Below are 22,793 nucleotides of genomic sequence, written 5' to 3'. Positions count from 1 at the left end.
CTATAATCGCAATTCATTGCAACAAGTGTTTCACGTGAAACACTTCGCAGCGGCACCGAAAGGCGTAAGCAGCGCATCGGGCGGGCGGGAGAGGCGCAGACCGCCAACCGGCGCAGGCGGACGAACGCGAGCAGCGCACCTGGCGCCCTCGGCGGGCGGACCTGCACGGCGGACGCATGCGTCCCATTCGATCGGCCGTCGGTCGCCAGCCGCCAAACGCATACCGACAGCCTGCGACGGGGAGCAGCGCGCCCGTCGAACCGGTGGCGGGCATGCAGGTGCCAGGTTGGCGACGAGGCCCCAAACGCACGCGGCGCACCCGGGAGGATGCGCCGCTTACGCCCTAGTCCGTGAAGTAGCTCACGCCGCCTTCGAACAGCCGCTGGAACCGGTCCCCCGGCACGTTCTTGTACAGGCCGTCGCCGCGGCGCTCTGAGTGGCCCATCTTGCCGAACACGCGCCCATCGGGGCTCGTGATGCCCTCGATGGCGAGCACGCTGCCGTTGGGATTCACCGAGAGGTCCATCGACGGCACGCCACACTCGTCCACATACTGCGTGGCGATCTGGCCGTTCGCCTTCATCTGCGCCAGCAGCTCGGACGATGCCACGAAACGGCCCTCGCCGTGGCTGATGGGCACCGTGTGCACGTCGCCCACCTCGCAACGCGAGAGCCACGGCGACAGGCTCGAAGCCACGCGCGTGCGCACGAGGCGGCTCTGGTGGCGGCCGATGTTGTTGAACGTGAGCGTGGGGCAGCCCTCGTCCATCGGGCGGATGTCACCGTACGGCACGAGGCCCAGCTTCACGAGCGCCTGGAAGCCGTTGCAGATGCCCAGCATCAGGCCGTCGCGATTCTGCAGCAGATCGCGCACCGCCTCGGTGACGGCAGGGGCGCGGAAGAACGCCGTGATGAACTTCGCCGAGCCGTCCGGCTCGTCGCCGCCGGAGAAACCTCCGGGCAGCATGACGATCTGGCTGCCCCCGATGAGGCGCGCCAGCTCGGCAGTGCTCTCGGCCACCTTGTCGGGCGTGAGGTTGTTGATGACGAACGTGTCCACCACAGCCCCCGCCTGCTCGAACGCACGAGCGCTGTCGTATTCGCAGTTGGTACCCGGAAACACCGGGATGACCACGCGCGGGCGAGCAAGGGGACCTCCGCTGCGCACAAGCGGAGCCGCGCTCGTAAAGGACACCGTCTCAACGACCTCCGCACGCTCGCAATCCTCGGCGGAACCCCTATACGGGAACACGTCCTCAAGCGCATGCTCCCACGCCTCCTGCAACGCGGCCATGTCCAGCGCTTCGCCGCACGCCGAGAACACGTAGGCTTCCGTCGTCGCGCCCAGCTCGTCGACGCGCAGGTGCTCGGTGGCCGTCGGCAGCGCGGCGTCGTCGGCCATCTCCACGAGGAAGCTGCCGTACGCAGGCGCGAACAACTCGTCAGCCGTCACGCCGTCGGCCAGCGCCACGCCGATGGCGTTGCCCACGCACATCTTGAACAGCGCTTCAGCCGCGCCGCCGTACCCCGGCGTGGACACCGCAAGGGCCGCTCCTTCGCCGATAAGGCGCTCCACCGTCGAAAGGGCTTCCAGAAGCCCCGCCGCTTCGGGACGAACGCCCTCATAAGAGGCGGGAGCGATGCGCACGATGCTATGCCCTGCGCCTTTGAACTCGGGCGACGTCACGCGATCGACCGGTCCCACCGCCGTCGCGAACGACACGAGCGTAGGCGGCACGTCCAAGTCCTCGAACGACCCGCTCATGGAGTCCTTGCCGCCGATGGCCCCAACGCCCAGATCGACCTGCGCCATGAGCGCGCCGAGCACCGCCGCCACGGGCTTGCCCCAACGCTCAGGCACGTCGCGCAGCTTCTCGAAGTACTCCTGGAACGTCAGGTACATGTCCGCACGCACGAACCCCGAGGCGACGAGCCTCGCCACGCTCTCGACCACGGCGACGTACGACCCTGCGAACGGATCGGCCTCCGTCAGATACGGGTTGAAGCCCCACGCCATGCCGCTTGCCGTGGTGGTCTCGCCGAGCACCGGCAGCTTGGCCGCCATGGCAAGCGCCGGGGTGAGCTGACGCGACCCGCCGAACGGCATGAGCACCGTACCTGCGCCGATGGTCGAGTCGAAGCGCTCCGACAACCCCTTGTTCGAGCACACGTTGAGGTCGGAGACGAGCGCCTCCATGCGCCCTGCCAGCGAACCGCCCTCCCACGTGCGCTCATACGCGCTCCCCGGCAGCACCCGCACATCTTGCTGCTTCGGCGCGCCGTTGGACGCCAAGAACGCGCGGCTCACGTCCACGATGGTCTGCCCGCGCCACGTCATGCGCACGCGCGCCTCTTCGGTGACCTCGGCGATAGGCGTGGCCTCAAGGTTCTCCTCGCGAGCCAGCGCCAAGAACGCCTCCACGTCCTCGGCGGCCAGCGCCACGGCCATGCGCTCCTGGCTTTCGGAGATGGCAAGCTCGGTGCCGTCCAAACCGTCGTACTTCTTGGGTACGCAATCGAGGTCGATGAGCAGGCCGTCGGCCAGCTCTCCCACAGCCACCGACACGCCACCCGCACCGAAGTCGTTGCAGCGCTTGATGAGGCGGCACGCCTCGCCGCGGCGGAACAGGCGCTGAATCTTGCGCTCGACCGGCGCGTTGCCCTTTTGCACCTCTGCGCCGCAGCTTTCAAGCGAGCCCGCGGTGTGCGCCTTCGACGAGCCCGTGGCCCCGCCGATGCCGTCGCGGCCCGTGCGCCCGCCCAAAAGCACGATCACATCGCCCGGAGCCGGCGTCTCGCGCCGCACATGGTCAGCCGGCGTGGCACCCACCACCGCGCCGATCTCCATGCGCTTGGCCGCGTAGCCGGGATGGTACAACTCGTTCACCTGGCCCGTTGCCAAACCGATCTGATTGCCGTACGACGAGTAGCCCGCAGCCGCCGTCGTCACCAGCTTGCGCTGCGGCAGCTTGCCCGCAAGCGTCTCGCTCACCGGCACCGTGGGGTCGGCTGCGCCCGTCACGCGAATGGCCTGGTACACGTAGCTGCGCCCGCTCAACGGGTCGCGGATGGCGCCGCCCACGCAGGTGGCCGCGCCGCCGAACGGCTCGATCTCGGTGGGATGGTTGTGCGTCTCGTTCTTGAACAGGTACAGCCAATCCCGCTCTTCCCCATCCACGTCAACCTTGCACTTCACGGTGCAGGCGTTGATCTCCTCGGACTCGTCGAGACCGGTCAAGATGCCCTTCGCCTTCAGCCAGCGCGCGCCGATGGTGCCCATGTCCATGAGGCACACCGGCTTCTCCTCGCGCCCCAGCTCGCGGCGCAGATCCAGATAGCGCTCGTACGCGGCGCGCACGGCGTCGTCGTCGATCCGCACATCGGTAAGCCGCGTGCCGAACGTGGTGTGGCGGCAGTGGTCGGACCAGTAGGTGTCGATCATCTTGATCTCGGTGATGGTGGGGTTGCGCCCCTCCTCGGCGAAGTAGCTCTGGCAGAACGCGAGGTCGGCCCCGTCCATCGCCAGCCCGCGCTCGGACAGAAACGCCGCCAGCCCCGCCTCGTCCAAATCGAGGAAACCTTCGAGCACCTCCACGTCGGAAGGCACGGGCTGCTCCATCCGCAGCGTCGTTCGCGGCTCAAGCGACGCCTCGCGCGCCTCGATGGGATTGATGACGTAGCGCTTGACGGCGGCCACGTCCTCGTTGGAAAGCGCGCCCTCCAGCACGTAGACGGTGGCGCTGCGCACCTCGGGACGCGCGCCTTGGCTGATCAGCTGGATGCACTCGCTCGCGCTGTCGGCGCGCTGGTCGAACTGGCCGGGCAGGTACTCAACCGCGAACACGACCCCGCCCCGCACATCGGGCATCTCCAACGTGGCCACGTCGGATTGCGGCTCGCTGAACACCGTGGGCACGCAGCGCGCGAACAGCTCTTCCGAGATGCCCTCCACGTCGTAGCGGTTCAAAAGCCGCACGCCCTCCAAGCGCTCGACGCCCACGATGTCGCGCAGCTCGTGCGCCAGCGCCTGGGCCGCACCGTCGAAACCGGGCTTCTTCTCCACGTAGACACGAGAAACCATGATCCCGCCCTTTCCTCTTCTTAGCTATTTGGTGGAATCCTTCGCGCTGGCCTTGCCGGCCGCGCGAGCATCGCCGGACGCGGAAGCCGCGTCGCCCGCGCCACTCTCGCCGTCTTTGCCCTTCGACCCTTCGGATGCCGCCTTCCCGACTTTCGGCAGCTTGAAGCCGCTGCCGAACAGACCGCGCTTCTTCGACGCGTCGGACTCGGCTCCGGCCGCCTCGGCATCTTCCTCGGCCTTCGCGGCGGCCTCTTTCTTGGCGGCACGCTCGGCGGCCTTCAGCTGCTTCTCGGCCGCACGCATCTCCTTTGTCTTCTTGCCCATCATCTCTTCCTGATAAGCGCGGCGCACCTTGCGGATTTTCGAAAATTCAACGTACAACGCGCCGATGATGCATGCGTACGCCAAGCCGAGCGTGACGTACGTACCCGCCTCGGGAAGGAACGAGCGTCCCAACCACGTCAGCACCGTCATCGCGATGGCGCCGATGAGCAGCCCCCACCATATTTTGCGCAGACGCTTGTATTCGGCGGTGGGAGGATTGTAGTACTGACGGTCGATCTCGACTTGCTTCGCGCGTTGAGCGCGCTGCTCGGCCTTCTTCTGCTGCTTCGTCTTCACCGTAGGCTGTATGCGCACCGACGAAGCGGCCTTCGCCTTGGGTTTCGCCGAAGCGGCGCTCTTGCGCGTCTGCCCACGATGCTCGTCGGTTTGATAGCGATCGTTCATAGGATTGCGCTGGGACATGGTGCTCCCTCAAAAAACTCGTAGGTCCAATACTCAAAAACTTGCAAGCCGAAGGCGAACTCTCAGCCCGAAAGCAACCCGCAGGCCGAACAGAAAAACCTCGCAGGTCCGCCGACGTCAGCGAGAGGCGTTGAGGTGCCCGAATTGCCGTGAAAGCCCAACGAAGCGGCCTTTTTGGCCGCGAGGAGGGCTTGGAGCGGCAAGCCAGGACGCCTCAACGCCTCGCAGCGTCGAGGCGTTCCGGCTGCCGTCAGGCAGACGGCGCAAGGCGCAGCGTCGAGGTGCTCCGTTCGCCGTCAGGCGAATGGAACAAACTCCCTGCCGGTGATCAGCTCGTAAGCCTGGATGTACTTCTGGCTCGTGCGCTCGATGATGTCCTGCGGCAAACGCGGCGGGGTGCCCTGTTTGTCCCAGTTGGCGGAAAGCCAGTCGCGTACGAACTGCTTGTCGAAGCTGGGCTGATCCTTGCCCGCCTCGTACTCATCGCCAGGCCAGAAACGCGACGAATCAGGCGTGAGAACCTCGTCGGCAAGGATGATCTTGCCCCCCAAGCTCCCGAATTCGAACTTCGTGTCAGCGATGATCACACCGCGATCAGCCGCATGGTCGCGCGCCTTCGTGTACACCGCAAGCGCCAGATCGCGCAGCTGCGCGGCCTCGTCCGCGCCCACCACCTCGCACAGACGCTCGAAGCTGATGTTCTCGTCGTGACCGCCGACCTCGGCCTTCGTGGACGGAGTGAAGATGGGCTCGGGCAGCTTCGAGGAGTTCACAAGGCCCGCGGGCAGCTGAATGCCGCACACCGTGCCCTGCTTCTGGTACTCCTTGAGGCCGGTGCCGGCCAAATAGCCGCGCACGATGCACTCGGCGGGGAACATGTCGGCCTTCTTCACCAGCATGAAACGGCCGCGCAGGTAGTCGGCGTAAGGCTTGAACCGCTCGGGCAGATCGGCCACGTCGGCGCTGATCAGATGGTTCTCCACTACACCGTCCAGAAGCTCGAACCAGAAGCAGGACAGCTGCGTGAGCACCGCGCCTTTGTGCGGGATCTCGTCTTCCAAGACATAGTCGAACGCCGAAATGCGGTCCGTTGCCACGAGCAGCAGCTTGTCCCCCAAATCGTACAGATCGCGCACTTTGCCTTGCGCATCGGGCTTGATGTCCATTCCGGTCATGCTCGTCCTTTCGTCGCTCTCGGCGTCGCGCCCCGGCGCGGCGGTCGACGCGCCTCCTCTTTGCCGACGCGTACCATTATCGTCTATTTCTGGTCTCTGCGCGACTTCCCGCGCGATTTCTGCTGCTTTTGCTGCCGTTGCTGCTTCTGGCCCTTCTGCTGGTCCTCCTCCCAGTACAGTGGGATGTGGATAGTGAAGGTGGCGCCCTCCCCTTGGCGACCCTCCACCTGCACCCAGCCGTCATGGCGGTCGACGATCTCCTTCACCACCGACAAACCGATTCCCAAACCGCCGCTCTCGCGCGTGCGCCCGGCATCGGCGCGCCAGAAGCGCGAGAACACCATCTTCGCCTCGTCGGGAGACAGGCCGATGCCCGTGTCCTGCACCGCGATGGACGCCATGATGTCGCCGGCTTTCACCCGCACGGCGATATGGCCCCCCTCAGGCGTATAGCGCACGGCGTTCGAGATGAGATTGGCCGTGGCTTGGCGTATCATGTCGGCGTCGCCGAGCACGCGCACGCCGCGCTCTCGCTCGTAGGACAGGGTGAGGCCCGAATCGGCCACAAAGGCCTCGTGCGTGGCCACGATGCCCTCGATAAGCTCGCCCACGTCCACCACCTCGGTTTTCATGGGGGTGGAGCGGTTCTCGAGCCGCGAGAGCTTCAAGATGGCGTCCACGAGGCGACTCAGGCGCTGCACCTCGGAGTTCACCGTCTCCAAGCGCTCCTCGTCGGCTTCGAACACGCCGTCCACCATCGCCTCCACCGTGGACTGGATGGCCATGAGCGGAGTGCGCAGCTCGTGCGCCACATCGGTGGTGAGGCGCCGTTCGAGCTTGCGATCACGCTCGATGGAATCGGCCATGGCGTCGAACGTCTCGCCGAGGCGCGCGATCTCGTCCTCGCCATGCAGCTCGGTGCGCGCCGACAGGTCGCCCTCTTTGATGGCTTTCGCCGTTTTGGTCATGCGGTTGATGGGGCTCACCAACGCCCGCGCGAACAGAAAGCCTATGCATGAGGCCAGCACGATGGCCAGCACCGTGGCGAAGGCCATGGCCTGGTACGAGTTATCGAGGAACGCCTCGTCGGTTTGCGTGGTCAGCGTCTCGGAGCCGTACACCCACACGCGCACCGAGCCAACGGCCACACCGTCCACTTTGATGGCAGCCGAAGCGAAGCGATTGCTGTCGGCGGCCGGAGGCGTGAGCGTACGCGACCCGGAGCCCATGTCGCCCATACCGTCCATACCGTCATCGATGCTGATCTCAGAAGAGGACCACACAACCGTACCCGCAGGGTCGCCAGTGCGGTTGTCGACGATGTCCACAGCAACGCCTGCGCTCAACCCAGCGGCGTACTGGCCGATGCGAAAAACCTCCTCGCTGCGCAGCGTGCCGGTGCCGGGCTTTTCTTCCGTTCCGGCGTACACGGCCGCAATGCGCTGGGCCGTCGACTCGGCAAGCGACTCCATGTTCGATTCGGTGTAGGTTTGGAAATGCTGCTCCCATACGAATGAGAGCACCCCGATGGCCACGAGGGCCGTCATGATGGCCACGAACGCGAACGCTGCCGTCACGCGCGTCGTGTATGTGAAATTCTCCCAGCCGAAGCGCTTGCGGCGGCGCTTCCTGTGCCCCTCGCTTTCGGAAACGCGAGCGACAGAACTAGCCGCGCCGTTCTCGGACTCGGCCGTAGCGCGCTCGGCCGCTCCCGGGGCATCCGCCGTATCGGACGGACACCCGGAGACGGTCATACGCTGTTCGCCCCCCTGCCGCACGTCGAACTACTGCGCGGCTTTGGTGGGATCCTCGAAACGGTAGCCCACGCCGTGCACCGTGTGCAGCCACTTCGGGTTGCGCGGATTGTCGCCGATCTTTGCGCGCAGGTTCTTCACGTGCGAATCGATGGTGCGCTCGTAGCCCTCGAAATCGTAGCCGAGCACCTTTTCCACCAGCTCCATGCGCGAGTACACGCGTCCCGGATAGCGAGACAGCGTGGTGAGCAGCTTGAACTCGCTGGCGGTGAGGTCGATCTCCTCGCCGTTGACAAGCACCTTGTGGCCCGACACGTCGATGGTGAGCTCGCCGAACTCCAACACCTCGCGTTGCGGCTCGCTGTCTGCGTGGACGCGACGCAAAAGCGCGCGGGAGCGGGCCACCAGCTCGCGAGGGCTGAACGGCTTCACCAGGTAGTCGTCGGCGCCAAGCTCCAAGCCGATGATACGATCTTCCACCTCGCCCTTTGCAGTGAGCATGATTATGGGAACGTCGGAATTGTCGCGGATGGCGCGGCAGACGCGCTCACCTGGCACGCGGGGCAGCATAAGGTCGAGGATGACCAGATCGAAATGGTGCTTTGAAAACTCCTCGAGGGCCTCCTGCCCGTCGCCGACCGCCGTCACCCAGTAGTTCTCGCGTTCGAGATACGCCGTCACGGCATCGCGAATGGCCTTTTCGTCCTCAACCAGAAGAATGCGTCGCGTTTCGTTGCTCATGGATCACTCCTCAAGCTTGTCGTCGTCTCGGCAGCGGAACAAACCACGCTGCGCGGACCAGCCCCGAACCCGCTGATCGTGTTTGCAGTTATTGTAGCAATTCCCCTGGACGCAGCTGTAACCTGTGCGGGAAATGACACAATAAACACCATGGTAACCCGCAGATCGACACATGCCAATCACGCGCGTCCAAGCGGCTCGTCCAAACGCCGTGCAAACAGGCGAAACGCTTCCAACGAGAAGGGGACGTTCTACGCGGGCGGCGAAGGCTCGCGCGGTCTAGGCGGACACGTGGGCAACGTGGCCGGACTGGGCGGCGCCGCCCACCCCGACAGCGGGCGGCGCGGCACGCCCAGCGTGGGCAACGTAGCGGGCTTGGGATCTGGAAGCGGTGTTGGCAAACCGCATCGGCGAGCCTCCGGAGCCGGCCGCTTCTCCTCTGCAGCACGGCCCACCCTCCGGCCCTCCTCCTCGTCCTCGCGCCCCTCGATGCGCACGCCCTCGAAAGGCCCGGCGCGCGAAACATCGTCCGCAAACGGCGTGCGCGTTCCCACCCCAAGCGGCGGCGAGGTGCTCCTCACACGGCGCCACTTCCTGTACGGCGCGCTCGGGATCGGCGCGCTGGCGGCGGCGAGCGCGGGCGGCACGGTGCTCATGCAGCAGCTGGAAAGCGAGCCGGACGACGACATCGCCGTGCTCGAAGTGCCCGAAGACGCCGTGACCGCCGTGATCGCTTCCGACGCCTTCGCGGAGGTGGACTTCGCGGAGCGTATGCAGCTGACCAGCACCTGCGAGCTGCCGTACGGCTCGCTCGTGTGGGCAAATGACGACGAGATCGCCGCATGCCTTCTGCCAGGGGAAACCGGGAAGCCGCTCACGCAGGTCGCGCTGCTCTCGATCTCGTCGGGCAGCTATGTCATCGTGCTCGAGCAAGCCGTGGGAATGGACGAGGGTTTCGAGGTCTATGACGTGCGCGCCACCTCCTCGGGCCTCGTTTGGACCGAAGCCGACATCCTCGATGGCGTATGGCGCATTTACACCGCCCGAACAGACGGATCGAGCCTCGGCACGCCTTCTCTCGTCGACGAGGGAAACTCCGACTGGGAGACCCCCGCCATCGCCGCAGTCGGCAACCGAGCGTTCTGGCAGGTTCTTCCGAAAGCCGATGGGGCAAAGCAAGCCGAGGACTCTCTGCTCAAACGCGCCACCATGGGCGCGACGGACGTCGAAGTGGCATGGACATCTCACGGACGCATGGCATCGGCCCCTTACGGCCTGAAGGACTCTCTCGTCATCACGCCGCGCACCGACACCAACTCCATCCACTACCAGCTCACCCATCTTGACGCGACCTCGGGCGAGACGCTCGACACCCTCGTGCTGCCCTCGTCCATGAAACCGCTTGAAGCGGGCTACGGCACGACGGGATTCTCGTTCGCGTTCGATGGCGCCTACCAATACGGCGACGGGATCTCGGATCTCGGCACGTACCTGCCCGCCATCACCGTGGCCGACGGCGCCTACAGCGGCGCACCTTGGGTGCGCTTCGATCGCTCGCCCTCGGCGGCGCCGGCATGGTGCGGGCCGTTCTTCATGGTGAAGTCCACCTCAGCCGTGTGCGGCGTCGACCTTGATGCCCGCGAATGGTTCGCATTCGATGTGGAAAGCGGCGCGGACACCTATGGGGAGTACCTCGCCTCCACCGGCATCCGCGACACTGTGGTGACGTTCTCCAACATCGACGACAAGCCCGTTGACGCCGACCCGCGGAAATGCTGCCTCGTACGCGTCTGGACGCCCACAGCATAGGATGAGGCCTCGCACCCCGCGCAGCTCCTCCCTGCGCTCCTTCCAAGACCTGCCGACAGCGAATGCGCGCCGAACATGCATGCTATGTTAATGGGCTTGTTTTTGTCATTACGGCACCACCCGATGGCTACCGGGCAATATCCGGGGCTTTGCGCCCGACCAACCCCGACAAGCGGCGCCCGCATGACCAGTAAAAGATCCAAGTTCGCCCCCCTTCGTTATAATGAGCTCAACGGGACGAGGGGGCGACGATGCCGGCAAGAGAGCTCTTGCTCATAGCGCTGGGGGGCGGAACGAACCTCAGCTTATACGGAATAGGAGTCTGGAACGGCAGCACCGTGCTGACGGGCGGCTCTCTGTTCGGCCCCGATGCCCAAACGCTCTCGGACTGGTATGTGCTCTTCGCAACCGTCGGCATGCTCCTCGGAATCCTCGCACGCGCGGCAATCTCTGCGGCAACGGGTGCGAACGGGCGCTTCCATGTGCGCACAACATGCGGAACCGCGATCTGCGCTGCCGTATTGCTGCTGGGAGGGTTTTGGACCGACAACCTCTTCGCGCTGTGCCTCGCCGGACTGTGCACCGGATGGACGTATGCCTGCCTGCAGGTGTTCTGGATGACGCGCATCTCCATGATCCCCTCGAAAGCCCGAATCGCCTTCCCCCTCGTGCTGGCATGCTCCGCGCTCGCCAACGCGTGGTATGCCTCAACGCCCCGCGACCTGCTCCACATCTTCCTGGCCGTCGCGCTGCTGACGTCGACCGCGTGCAGCATCGTCCTTTTTGCCCTTGGCGCCGACAGCCGCTCTCCCCTGCACCCGATTCCGGCATACCGCCTGAAAAGCGAGTACATCCTTGCTCTCAAACAGTTCGCAGAGGTCCTCTTCTGCGTCATCGCGTTGCAGACGGTCGCTCCAACGATGAACTACATGGGCCTCATGAACACGCTCGACCCAGCCACCCAGCTTGGTGTCGTGTGCGTAGCCCAGACGATAGCCGCCGGCGTCGTTCTTCTCGTGCTCGGCCGCGCAAAGGGCCATCAGCACTCCGTCCAGCTCTTCAAATTCGCAACTCCTGTGCTCATCTTGGCCTTGTTCCCCGTTCCGTTCGCAGGCCACCCCTACTCCCTGGGCGTGCTCCTTGCGGGATCGTGCCTGCATTTCGTGGTGGTGTCAGTGCTGTTCTGCGTGGACGCTGCATCCCTCGCGCGACAGAACCGCCTGACGTTCGAGCTGTTCTACTCCTTAGGATACTTCGTGCTCATGACCATCTGCGTCGCCCTCGAGTACGTCATGCCGATGGTGCTCCGCTCGTCGAATTCGGCGGAGCTGCTGTTGGTGTTCGGCGTGTTCTTCTGCATCTACGTCCTGAGCATGGCCTTCATGCACACCCGCAAGCGCAAGCAGGAGGCCAGAGACGACCGTGTCGACCTCTCTGCGGCGGCATCCCACCCCGACGCGCAGAATAGAGGCCTCGAGCCCTCCACCACATCCCCCGTCGATCCGTCCGTATGCGTCCGCGCCCTTCAAGTCCGACACGGACTGAGCGACCGCGAAGCGCAGGTCGTAGGGATGCTGCTGCGCGGAAAGAACGTTCCTGCCATCGCCGAAGAGCTTTTCATCAGCCAAAACACCGTCCGCTCCCACGTTAAGCGAATCTATCGGGCAACGGGCATCCACGCCCGCCAAGACCTCATCAGCTATTGCGAGCGCATCGGCGAGAACGGCGAAATCACCTAGCCCTCCATACGAATCACCTATTTTGAGACACGGGAGGCGCTTCATCCTCACCTATCGTGTACGCCGCCCCGCATACGAGGAAGCGGGGCGGCACCGACAAGGAGAGGAGAACATCATGGGAACCCTGTCCAGACGATCGTTCCTGACCGGATCGGCCCTCACCGCAGGAGCCATCGCTTCGCTCGGCATCATGGGTTGCGCCCCGAAACAGGCTTCGTCCGCGCCCGGAGAGCAGGAAGGCGTCGCATCCGGCACCGCCGACGCGGCAACGGACGTGCGCGCCCATGCGGCGAAGCTCAATCCGCAAAACGCCCCGTCCTCGCCTGCGAGCGGGACGTGCCCGTCGCTGTTCACCGAATGGAAGATGGGCGCCCTCACGCTGCCCAACCGCGTGGTGAAGTCGGCTGCGGGCTTCATCGGCGTCACATCGCGCGGCATCACGGGCGATCTGCACCTGCAACACTACGCGTCCCTCGCCAAAGGAGGCGCGAGCATCGTGTACTGCGACGACTTCGCCGAGCTGTACGACCACTTCAAAGCCGTCCCGGACGTGGGCAAGTTCGCGGAATGGACCGAGGACGAACTGCGCACGTTCGCTTCGGCCATAAAGGACAACGGCAGTCTCGCAGGCTATCAGCTGGCCACCATGGGGCTCATGTTCAGCGGATTCGAACCCGACCCGAACGCGCTGTTCCAATCCTCGGATTGCATGGACATGACCGCCCAGGAGATCCAAGATCTCATCGCCGACACCGTGAAAGTAGCATCCACGCTCAAGGCATGCGGCTTCGACTGCGTGGAGATCAACGCAGCCGGCGAGAACATCGGCCAGACGTTCATGTCGCGCAACCGCAACAAGCGCGACGACGAATACGGCCCGCAATCGTTCGAGAACCGCACGCGCTTCGTCTGCGAGATCGTACGCGGCATCAAAGAGACATGCGGGGACGACTTCCCCGTGCAGGTGCTCATCAACGGCGTGGAGGAAAACGACAAGAACGTCGGAGACAACGCCTTGTTCACCACCGTGGAGGAGAACAAGGAGATGTGCAAGCTCATCGAGGAGGCGGGCGCCGACTCGCTGCACATCCGCATCGGGCCCTGCGGCATGCACGTTGCCGAATTCGCAGGAGATCTGTATTTCGCAGGCTACGGCATCGAGGGCACCACGGGCTACGGAACCCAGTTCGACTTCCAGCGCCATTGGCAAGGCATGCTCAAAGCCGATCAATCGGGCCTCGGGGTCATGACGAAGGTGGCCGCCGAGATAAAGAAGGCCGTCTCCATCCCCGTCGGCGCCGTCACCTACATGGACCCCGCGCGCGACCCCGAGTTCTTCGAGCGCCTCATCGCCGACGGCGAGATCGATTTCATCCTGATGAACCGCCCCTTGAGCGTTGAGCCCGAGTACCTGGCCAAGCTCAAGGAAGGACGCCTGGACGAGATTCGCCCCTGCACGCGCTGCATGCACTGCCACTGGGATGCCGACTTGGAGGGCAACCAAGTGTTCAGCTGCCGCACGAACGCAGCGCACCCCTTCCGCATCGTATCCGGCCAGCTACCCGGGCTCTACGAGCCGGAACCGGCCGCCAACGCGAAGAACGTGATGGTGGTGGGAGGCGGCCCTGCCGGCATGGAGGCCGCGCGCGTGGCAGCCGAACGCGGCCACAACGTGACGCTGTACGAGCGAAAAGGCGCGCTCGGCGGGCTCTTGGAGTTCGCGAGCAACGTGAAAGGCCCGCATGAGAACCTGATCCCGCTCAAGACTTACCTGGCCAAACAGCTGGAAGTCGTCGGCGTGAACGTGGTCACCGACCAGGAGGTGGACGCGAGCTTCATCAACGAGCAAGCGCCCGATGCGGTGGTCTTGGCCGTGGGAGCGGTGCGCGACACGCTGGGGCTTTCCGGCAGCGGCGGCACGAACGTCGTCTCCATCGACGACTTCCTGACCGCCGACGTGGCCGACGACGTGGTGGTGGTCGGATCGAACGCCCAGGCCATCGACACCGTGATGTACCTCATGGCGCAGGGCAAGCACGTTCAAGTGGTCACGCCCAGCCCCGCAAGCGCCATCGGCGCGGGCCACTCGTACTGGATCAAAACCTACACGCAACCCCTCATCAAGGCGCTCGGCACGCGCTTCTGGCCCCAAGCCGAGGTGGTGAGCGTGAACGATGGCAGCGTGACCATCAAGACGGACACCGGCGCGGAAACGGAACTGGCCTGCGGCACGCTCATCGAAGCGCTGGACGGGCTGCCCAACACCGACCTCGCGCAAGAGCTCTCCATGGACGTCTATCCCGTGGGGGACTGCGCGAACCCCTTCAACATCGGCGAGGCCATCTGCACCGCCAACGCCGCCGCACGGACCATCTGAGAAAGCCCCCTCAAGGTGCGGCCCTGGCAGGTCAGCCAGGGCCGCACCGACGCGCATCGGCGCAAGGGACCTACGTCGCCGCCAGGAAGAATGCCTCTCGTTCGAACGCAGCCCCCGTTGCCCAATCGGCAGCCACCCGCCATGCATGCCCGACGGCCCCTCCTGCGGGAAGTCGGATAGCCAAAGCGCCGTGTCGATGCCGCTCGCCGCGCATGCCGACAATCCCACCCTACCCACAAAAAACGCCTTCACGAACAGCGAAGCTTCCTGCCCCCATTACAGTTTGAGCCGAGCTCCGAACCGACTCTTATGCGTTCACCCAGCCTTGGAAATACGATTGGAGCCGGCCTTGCGAGGGCAGCTGGTCGACCGCCCCGGACAGCCTTTCCGCCCCCTCTTCCTCGCATATGCCCGATCAGCGACTTGCGCGCCAACCTCAACGAGGCGTGCGACTTGGCACGCGAAAGCCAAGAGCCTGGCTCATGACCAAAAGCGGAAATCGGGCCTCATGGCGATCGACTGCGAAACGCACGAGAACAAACGACATCACGAACACTCTGGGCAAAAGCCGCAGGAATGCCGAGATAGAAGCGCAGTGCCGCGAGGAAACCGCCAGTCAAGCGGAACGAGGCGAGCGAATGCGATGCATCTTCGCCCATCAGGGCCCCTGATACACGAGATACGCTGCCGCTCGCGGACACGTTCGACCCGAAGTCCATCCCGAAGTCCATCGTCGTTTGCCTTGGCGAAGCGCAAAAGTCCCTCGCCGCCGCGCTGCGCACCTACCACAGCATCGAGGAAACAGTCGCCCCGATCAGCGATACGCCCGCTTCAGGAAAGCTGTTTTTCAACGACGCCTTCGACTGGAGGGGCCACCGCTCCCACCTGGCGTGTTCTACACCTTCGACAAGGAACCCTCACCATCTGGCGCGCTGTTTACACCCGCCAATACATCGACGACTACGCCCTCGCTGACTGGGAGTCAGATCGCGCGAAATCGTCACACGCCCCGCTCACCTCTCACCTCCCACATAAGATCGGAGTTTGCCTGCTCGTATTCGTTGAGCAGAGAAGGCAGGGCATCGTACTCTTCGGGGGTGTAAAGCCGAACGTACCAGCTGCATTGGGAGAAATGTTCAGCCAGATCATCCTGCAAAAAGCCTTTTCCGTGTCGTGCGTATATCTCGTTATGCCCGACATACAACTCCCAATCGGACAGCGCTTCGAGCTCCTCCCGCGAGTAGTACCGACTATCGCTGTCGGGAAGGACGTACTCCGACGAAGGCGCCAGCGCGCCCAAGCATGCCGGAGCTATCCCGCGAAGGGAGATGGCCGCAGAAGACAGAGGAGCGAAATGCATCACAGCCAGCGCCGAAACAAGAGAAGCTCCGAGCAATCCGATGCCCAGCCAAAATGATCTCCAGAAGACGTCGCGGGAAGCCCACGTCGAAACCGGAGGATATGCCCTGCCGGGAGGAAAATCGGGAGGGTAGTAAGACGCGATACCCTCCAAGGAGAGTTTCCACTCGTCGAGAGAGGGCGCACGTCCCTTTTGGCGCACCTCCTCAACCATGCGCGCCAACCGAAAGCCGTCCACTAGCTCAAAATCGTCATCGATCTCGCGAACCCATTGCCTGGCAGTCGGCAAAAACTTGCCAGTGGTGATAAAAATCATACGATCAGCTTTGCACTTTCGATTGGCGCCGGCAAGCTTCTGCACGAGTTCGCGACCTACCGACTGGTCGGGAGCGTAGCATTTGCATTCGACGATCGCCGTCTTTCCCTCAGGGGTCACAAGCTCTATGTCGCGCCCCTCGTCATTCGAGCTTGACGTGACATGCACTTTGCAGCCCATCCGCTCATACAGCTGCGCACAGAATCGCTCGAACGCATCGCCAGCCGCTTTCTTGTCGCGCTTCCCCTGGGAAAAGCACCATTCGTAGATCGATTGCGCGCGAAAAGCCGACTCCCACCCGATTCTTTTGCGAACGAACCGCTCATAGCCGTCTCGCTCTTCGAGACATCGCGCTATCGGAACTCCCTTTCCCCGCAGCTCTTCAACGAGCAGAAGCGTATGCCATGGGCTTGCGCACGCAACAAGAAACCGTCCGATGCGCAAACGGCAAGAACCCCATTGCACGCGATTGCCGTTGCGCCTTCCATCCTTCGAGCCATCCTTGTTGGGGAACGTCCAGCGTGGAAAGTCGAGAGCGAAAACACCAGCCCCCTCTCGCTTCCTCCGCACATGAACGCGAAAGAAGGGCTGGGGCTTCACGCCGTACTCTTTGTAGAACTCTTCACGCATACGCCTATGGTAATAATCTTTCATCGACCATAGAGCGCATGCGCAAAGGGCTAGTGCCGCCGCAATCAGCGGTAGCGCTAGCCCTATCAGGAGAACACTATCGAATACCCCCCCCCATTGTCACTTCAAACATTAGAACTCCAGCCCGTTCAGACGGTCGAACACCACGTCCTTGCGGGTGAGGAAGTCCCACGGGTCGAAGATCTCGTCGAGCACTTCCTTCGTCAGGTTCGCCTCGGGGTCGGCCTCCAAGCGCTCGCGGTAGGTGGGGCCGTCCACCGCGTTCTGGATATCCTCCCACACCTTCATGGCGTTGCGCTGCACGATCACGTAGGCGTCCTCGCGCGTGATGCCCGTCTGCACGAGCGCCAGCAGCACCTTCGAGCTGAAGATGAGGCCGCGCGTGCGCCACAGGTTATGCTCCATCTTGGCGGGGTAGGTTTGCAGGCCGTCGAGCATCCATTGCATCTTGCCGAACATATAGTCGAGCGCGATGAAGCTGTCGGCCAGCGCCACGCGCTCGGCACCGGAGTGGCTGATGTCGCGCTCGTACCACAGCGCCACGTCGTCGAGCGCCACCTGCGCGTTGGACTTCACCACGCGCGCGAGGCCGCAGACGCGCTCAGCCGTGATGGGGTTGCGCTTGTGCGGCATGGCGCTCGAGCCCTTCTGGCCCTTCGTGAACGGCTCCTCGGCCTCTATCACATCGGACTGCTGCAAGAGGCGCACCTGCATGGCGATGCTCTCCAGCGTGGCGGCGGTCACGGCCAGCGCGCACATGACCTGTGCGTGACGGTCGCGCGCGAGCACCTGCGTGGACAGAGGATCGGGAGAGAGCCCCATCTTCTCGCACACGTACTGCTCCACAAACGGGTCGATGCTGGAATACGTGCCTACCGCGCCCGAGATGGCGCCCGTGGCGGCCACCTTGCGGGCCTCCTCCATGCGCGTCTGGGCGCGCTTGAGGGCCCAGGCCCAGCTGCCGAACTTCATGCCGAACGTCATGGGCTCGGCGTGGATGCCATGGGTGCGGCCCACGCAGAGCGTCTCCTGGAACTCGAACGCGCGGCGCTTGCACGTTTCGCCCAGCTGCTTGATGTCTTCGAGGATGATGTCGATGGCCTGCGTGATCTGGTAGGACAGCGCTGTGTCGCCCAGGTCGGACGACGTCATGCCGTAGTGCACCCAGCGGCTCGGCGGCTCTTGGCCCTCGGGCACGTCGGCGTCGATGTACTCGGCCATGTTCGTGGTGAACGCGATGACGTCATGGTTCGTCACCTTCTCGATCTCGTCGATGCGCTCCACGGTGAAGTCGGCATGCGCGCGGATCCACGCGGCCTCCTCCTTCGTGATGCCGGACTTCCCCAGCTCGGCCTGCGCCTCGCACGCCAGCACCTCGATTTCCTTCCAGATGGAGAACTTGTTCTCGAGTTCCCAGATGGCGCCCATAGCCGGGCGCGTGTAACGGTTGATCACGCCGGTCCCTTTCACCCTATTCCGCCTGATGGTCTTAGCTTACCGTATACGGCACCCCCCTGGCGTATTTTCACGGAAAGCGCCGAGGGGCGGCGCGTTCGTCGTCCTGTGCCAGCACCTCCGCAACGGTGGCGCAATGCTTGTAGCCGCCCGCACTTTTACCTTAGCAGAAAAATCGACTTATGAACGAAAAGGGCTTCGACTAACTTTTCGCAACCTGGTGTTATGATCGGCAGGCGTTAAAACCGCCTCGAAAAATCGTTCATAAATCGATTTCTCTGCTAGCAACAGCGGTAGCGCTTGACGTCTTTATTCTTAATCGAGTATCATTATTCCTACTGAGTTGCTATGTTTTAAGGAAGGGTGGCGCCATGGAGAATCTAGCGGCGGGGAGCGTCCGATCCGTCAACGTGTCACGATGCAAGGGCGGACGCAAGACGCCGTGCGCGAACGGTGCCACCATCGAGGAGAACCGCGGCATGGCGGGCGATGCGCACGCCGGCGACTGGCACCGACAGGTTTCGCTTTTGGCGTGGGAGTCCATCGAAAAGGCGCGAGCCATGGGCCTTGACGTGGCCGAGGGCGATTTCGCGGAGAACGTCACCACCGAGGGTATCGACCTGCTGTCATTGCCGCTGGGCACGCGTTTGCGCGTAGGCGGGGCGGTCTTGGAGCTCTCGCAGATCGGCAAAGTGTGCCACACGAAGTGCGCCATCTACCACCTGGCCGGCGACTGCATCTTCCCCCGCGAGGGCGTGTTCTTCGTGGCGTTGGAGGGCGGAGAGGTGAAGCCCGGCGATCCCGTGCAAGTGATCGCGCTGGGTGACGGCACGTGCGCCCACACCCCTCCCGAAGCCCTTGAGGAGCTGGCTGCGGCTCGATAGCCTCCTGAACGGAAGCGCAACGCAGATTCGAAAATGGCTAGACGCAAGCCTCTATAGCGACTTGAACAGGGCGCGCACCTGATCGAGCACCTCGGTATCCACCACGACAATCGCCTTGTCGCCCGGATAGAGCACCGAATCCTCACTCACCACTTCCACGTTGTCATCGTCCTTGGGCGACACAGCGGCGATGAGGCTGTTCGGCGGCATGGGAATGGACGATGCGAGGATACCGTCCTCGTTGGAATGGTGGCGCATGCGCGGAACAACGATTTCGGCCAGCACCACGTTACCGTGCGTCAGCGACGAGGCCACGCTCATGCTGCCCAGAAGCGTCTCCTCTTCGATAAGGTTCGCGATGAGCGTGGTTGACGATACGCATTCGATGCCCACCTCCTTGAAGATACGAAGGTTCTTAGGGCTGTTCACGCGCGCAATGCAGCGCGGCACGTTGAACACGCGCTGCGCGATCTCGCACGACACGAGGTTGTTGTCGTCCTGGCCAGTGGTGGCCACGAACACGTCGGCGCGACGAATACCCGCATCCTCCTGATACTTCGAATCGCATCCGTCGCCGCGAATAACGAGATAGCGACCTTGCAGTACCACCGACAGGCGATCCGCCGTAGCGAGGTCCTTCTCGATCACCGCCACGTCGTTACCACTCGAAAGCAGCACGCTCGCAAGGTACTCGCCGATCTTGCCGCCTCCTGCGATCACAATGTACATAGCCGTTCCTTTCTGCTGCGAACCGCCCGTCCGACGCAATCGTCGAGCGCCTCCGTCGGCAACCTCAAAAGGCGAACGTCACGGCCGAGGCCGCCTCGCACGCCAAGCGAGTCGGCGCTCCGTCCAATCCCTCTCCACGCGCTCGCGCAAAAGCGCTTTGCGCGAGCTACGCGTACGGAAAAACAAGTCGATGCGAAAGGGGCGAGCCCGCTCGCTGCGAAGAACCGCCCTCCGATCGCCGGAACACCGAAACCATCAATCCTGCACGTACTTTGAAAACGACTCTATCAGCTCATGACGCACGCACACGAGCACCGAGTCGCCGTTATAGAGAATGGAGTCGCGCGTGGGGATGGAGCTGGCCGAACCGTCGCCGCGCTCGAACGCGATGATGCGGATATCGTGATCGCGCTCTATCTCGGACACGCGAATGGTGCGCTTGTCCCCCTCGCGCCAACTGAGGTCGAGCGAGAAGCGCAGCACTTCGAACTCGCCGAACGTGTCGAGGTGCGCCCCGTGGCCGGACACGATCTTGCTGAACACGTCTTCGGCCACAAGCGATGTGCCGCACACGTAGTCGATACCCAGCTGCATGTAAGCGCGCTCATGATCGGGATTGTACAGACGGGCGATGACGTGCGGCACGCCAAACAGCCTGCTGCCCACCTCGGCGCACATGAGATTCGTGTTGTCGAACTGCGTGACAGCAGCCATGACGTCGCAGTCCTCGACGCCCGCCTTCACCAGCGTCTCCTCATCGAAGCCGACGCCTTGCACCGTGGAACCGTTGAAGTTCCGTCCCAGATTGGCGAACGCGTCGGGGTTGCGGTCGATCACGCATACGTTGCTGCCGTTGTCGGACAGCATGCTCGCCAATTGGGAGCCGACGCGACCGCAGCCAACGACGATCACATTGCTCATACCGATCCTTTCGCCGGGCGCGCGCACGCGCCGTTTTCGTCCAGCGCATAGGATACTGCAATCAGCCCCTGCATGCACGGACAGCATAAAAGCCTGGATGTTTCACGCGAAACATCCGTCAACGGGGCAACGGAAGAGCGCAGACAGGGAACCGGGATCGAGGGATCGGGATGGGGAGCCGGAATCAACAAGCTGGGAGCCGAGATCGAGGGATCGGGATGGGGAGCCGAGATCGAGGGACCACGGTTTTGAAAGTCGAGCCCGGGAAGCCGGAGTTCGAAAACCGAGATCGAGGGCCGGGGATCTGAGCCGGAAACCGGGGTCGAAGGCCAGGATCGAGGGACAGAAGCTCGGGAGCCGGGATTGGAGGGAGGTCGGAGCATCTCCCCACACAAAAACGAACGGCCCTCCCATCCCTTAGCGTTGGCCCCAAGAAAGCGCGGCGAAAGGACCGAGCATGTCGACGCCGGCCGCACGAGAAGCCGCGAAGGTGCGCCTCTTCGCAGATCGCCTCCCAGTTGGTCGAGAACGCGAACCGAAACGCCTTGCCCAAAAAGGAGTCGAGGCGGTGGGGGTTGCCCCCCACCGCCTCGACTCCGTCGCCCGCTGTCCGTTCTTGCGTCGCGCTCGCCTCGCAAAAGACCACTTGCCCGCCCGCACCCCGCTTCTGCCTCGGCAACACCTGCAGAAAGCAACCGGCAGAAGAGTTCGACTCATCCGGAAACGCTAGATCAGCTTCATCTGGGAGAGCGTGGCGCTGAACCAGTGATCGGCGTTCGGCGGGCAGTACTTCGTAGCGGACGCATAAGTGATGGAGTAGCCGTAACTGGATGCGAGCCCCGCCACGTGCGCGTTGATGGCCTCTTCCCAGCTGCTCCAGCCCGAGCCGCCCCAGCCCCAAGCGTTGTAAGGGGCGAAGCAATGCGCACCCTTTGAACTCTCGGTGTTGGATATAGCGGGCGACCATCGCGGATCTACGCCGTTGTTCCAAGCGGCCTCCGCAAACGTCTTTCCCTGCCCCGCCAATGGCGACCCCGCGAGATACGCATCGATGCGGGCCGTCCACGCCGACACGAATTCTTCCTCGCCTACGCTCCAATCGACATCGGGCAATCCGGCCAGCGCATCCGCGGCAGCCTCTCGCGCCGCTTGAGCCTGCTGCCGGGCTTTCGCAGCCTCAGCAGCAGCAATGCGCGCCTCCTCTTCAGCGCGGGCAGCCTCCTCGGCGGCGATGCGGGCGGCCTCCTCTTCCTCCTCAATGGCGGCGATGCCCTGGGAGATATCGCGAACGGAGGCGCTTGCCAGCACATTCGCCTCACGAGAAGCCTCCTCGGAAGGCTCTGGGTCGGAAGCAGCCTCGTCATTTTCGATGCGCGTCATGTCGATGCCAAACGAATCGACATCGGAATCGGCAGCGACGCCTGCGGAGGCGATTCCGATCCCGATGCATCCGACAACAAGGCATGACGCGCATCCAACCGCTAGCGCTTTCGCGGCAAGGCTCGTGTTCCATTTTACTGGACGCTTGGCGACCAAAATACCGTACCTTTCGTTTCGCAGCACACGACTCCATACCGCCGAAGCGGTTGACAGCGTGGTTGATTGTTAGAGGGATTGCTGCCGGAAGGGCGTTATGCTGTTGTGACCGCAGATATTCTAGCGGAGAGTGCCCCTTTAGGGCAAAAAAGTGTGAAGAGGCCCTTCATGGTTTGTTCGCTTGACAGATGAATTCATTTTGTTTCCGCAGATCGTAACACCCTCAATGCAGCAGCCGGAACAGCGAACGAATTGTGCAGATCGCCTCGCGGCAAACGCACCTGAAACAAAGGAGGGCGACCCAAGCCGGCCGGCGGCCAAAACCAGGCCGATCATCTGCTCCTCGAGCGCTCGCGCACCGCTCTCGATGCTTCGTCACCCGGACGCCGCCTTGCCGCCCTCACGCATCGAGCGTGCATACGACGAGCGAAGGCGCGTCTAGCCCGCGCACGATGCCATCCCGCCCATCCGCACGCATTCAGGGTGGATGTCCTTTCCGCCACGACGTCCAAGTTTAGC

General features: G+C 63.6%; 15 protein-coding genes. 4 read left to right on the top strand and 11 right to left on the bottom strand.

Annotated elements, in window-relative coordinates:
* Positions 1 to 343: 343 nt before the first annotated feature.
* The 5 genes from B5F40_RS01110 to B5F40_RS01090 all read right to left on the bottom strand — a co-directional run bounded on the left by B5F40_RS01110 (position 344) and on the right by B5F40_RS01090 (position 8,498).
* On the bottom strand, positions 344 to 4,081 hold the full coding sequence (locus tag B5F40_RS01110) for a phosphoribosylformylglycinamidine synthase (protein WP_087192525.1): 3,738 nt from the start codon (positions 4,079 to 4,081) through the stop codon (positions 344 to 346).
* Positions 4,082 to 4,105: 24 nt separating this feature from the next.
* Positions 4,106 to 4,828, bottom strand: a complete 723-nt coding sequence (locus tag B5F40_RS01105) for a hypothetical protein (protein WP_239442834.1) — start codon at positions 4,826 to 4,828, stop codon at positions 4,106 to 4,108.
* 296 nt (positions 4,829 to 5,124) lie between these two features.
* Positions 5,125 to 6,003, bottom strand: coding sequence for a phosphoribosylaminoimidazolesuccinocarboxamide synthase (locus tag B5F40_RS01100; RefSeq protein WP_087192524.1), 879 nt, complete (start codon positions 6,001 to 6,003; stop codon positions 5,125 to 5,127).
* Between the two features lie 83 nt (positions 6,004 to 6,086).
* On the bottom strand, positions 6,087 to 7,757 hold the full coding sequence (locus B5F40_RS01095; protein WP_087192523.1) for a sensor histidine kinase: 1,671 nt from the start codon (positions 7,755 to 7,757) through the stop codon (positions 6,087 to 6,089).
* A gap of 30 nt (positions 7,758 to 7,787) precedes the next feature.
* Positions 7,788 to 8,498 carry a response regulator transcription factor gene (locus B5F40_RS01090; protein WP_087192522.1) on the bottom strand — a complete coding sequence of 237 codons (711 nt, stop codon included), beginning with the start codon at positions 8,496 to 8,498 and terminating at the stop codon, positions 7,788 to 7,790.
* Between the two features lie 291 nt (positions 8,499 to 8,789).
* Between B5F40_RS01090 and B5F40_RS01085 the strand changes: the two genes are divergently transcribed.
* The 3 genes from B5F40_RS01085 (at position 8,790) to B5F40_RS01075 (ending at position 14,423) form a co-directional block, all read left to right on the top strand.
* Complete coding sequence (locus tag B5F40_RS01085; protein WP_087192521.1) at positions 8,790 to 10,307, top strand: Tat pathway signal protein; 1,518 nt, start codon at positions 8,790 to 8,792, stop codon at positions 10,305 to 10,307.
* A 251-nt stretch (positions 10,308 to 10,558) separates the two neighbouring features.
* Positions 10,559 to 12,046, top strand: a complete 1,488-nt coding sequence (locus B5F40_RS01080) for a LuxR family transcriptional regulator (protein ID WP_087192520.1) — start codon at positions 10,559 to 10,561, stop codon at positions 12,044 to 12,046.
* A gap of 115 nt (positions 12,047 to 12,161) precedes the next feature.
* A complete protein-coding gene (locus B5F40_RS01075; protein WP_087192519.1) occupies positions 12,162 to 14,423 on the top strand; it encodes an oxidoreductase in 2,262 nt (753 codons plus the stop codon).
* Between the two features lie 506 nt (positions 14,424 to 14,929).
* Here the strand turns inward: B5F40_RS01075 and B5F40_RS15770 are convergent.
* From B5F40_RS15770 to purB, 3 genes are all read right to left on the bottom strand, one after another.
* Positions 14,930 to 15,154, bottom strand: a complete 225-nt coding sequence (locus tag B5F40_RS15770; protein ID WP_140396368.1) for a hypothetical protein — start codon at positions 15,152 to 15,154, stop codon at positions 14,930 to 14,932.
* A 269-nt stretch (positions 15,155 to 15,423) separates the two neighbouring features.
* Positions 15,424 to 16,728, bottom strand: coding sequence for a restriction endonuclease (locus B5F40_RS01070; protein WP_162610838.1), 1,305 nt, complete (start codon positions 16,726 to 16,728; stop codon positions 15,424 to 15,426).
* A gap of 132 nt (positions 16,729 to 16,860) precedes the next feature.
* Positions 16,861 to 18,204, bottom strand: a complete 1,344-nt coding sequence (purB, locus tag B5F40_RS01065) for an adenylosuccinate lyase (protein WP_087192517.1) — start codon at positions 18,202 to 18,204, stop codon at positions 16,861 to 16,863.
* 371 nt (positions 18,205 to 18,575) lie between these two features.
* On the opposite strand from purB, the gene B5F40_RS01060 reads away from it, so the two are divergent.
* The gene (locus tag B5F40_RS01060) at positions 18,576 to 19,088 is read left to right on the top strand and encodes an MOSC domain-containing protein (RefSeq protein WP_087192516.1); all 513 of its coding nucleotides are present in this window, start codon (positions 18,576 to 18,578) and stop codon (positions 19,086 to 19,088) included.
* A gap of 51 nt (positions 19,089 to 19,139) precedes the next feature.
* Here the strand turns inward: B5F40_RS01060 and B5F40_RS01055 are convergent, their stop codons facing one another.
* From B5F40_RS01055 to B5F40_RS01045, 3 genes are all read right to left on the bottom strand, one after another.
* Complete coding sequence (locus B5F40_RS01055) at positions 19,140 to 19,817, bottom strand: potassium channel family protein (protein WP_087192515.1); 678 nt, start codon at positions 19,815 to 19,817, stop codon at positions 19,140 to 19,142.
* Between the two features lie 255 nt (positions 19,818 to 20,072).
* Positions 20,073 to 20,738: a potassium channel family protein gene (locus B5F40_RS01050; RefSeq protein ID WP_087192514.1), complete on the bottom strand. Its 666-nt coding sequence runs from the start codon at positions 20,736 to 20,738 to the stop codon at positions 20,073 to 20,075.
* 726 nt (positions 20,739 to 21,464) lie between these two features.
* The gene (locus B5F40_RS01045; RefSeq protein WP_446718584.1) at positions 21,465 to 22,301 is read right to left on the bottom strand and encodes a CMP-2-keto-3-deoxyoctulosonic acid synthetase; all 837 of its coding nucleotides are present in this window, start codon (positions 22,299 to 22,301) and stop codon (positions 21,465 to 21,467) included.
* Between the last annotated feature and the right edge of the window lie 492 nt (positions 22,302 to 22,793).

This window comes from Gordonibacter sp. An230 (assembly GCF_002159915.1).
In the GTDB taxonomy this organism is placed as follows: domain Bacteria; phylum Actinomycetota; class Coriobacteriia; order Coriobacteriales; family Eggerthellaceae; genus Rubneribacter.
This window is presented reverse-complemented; position numbering and strand designations above follow the sequence as displayed.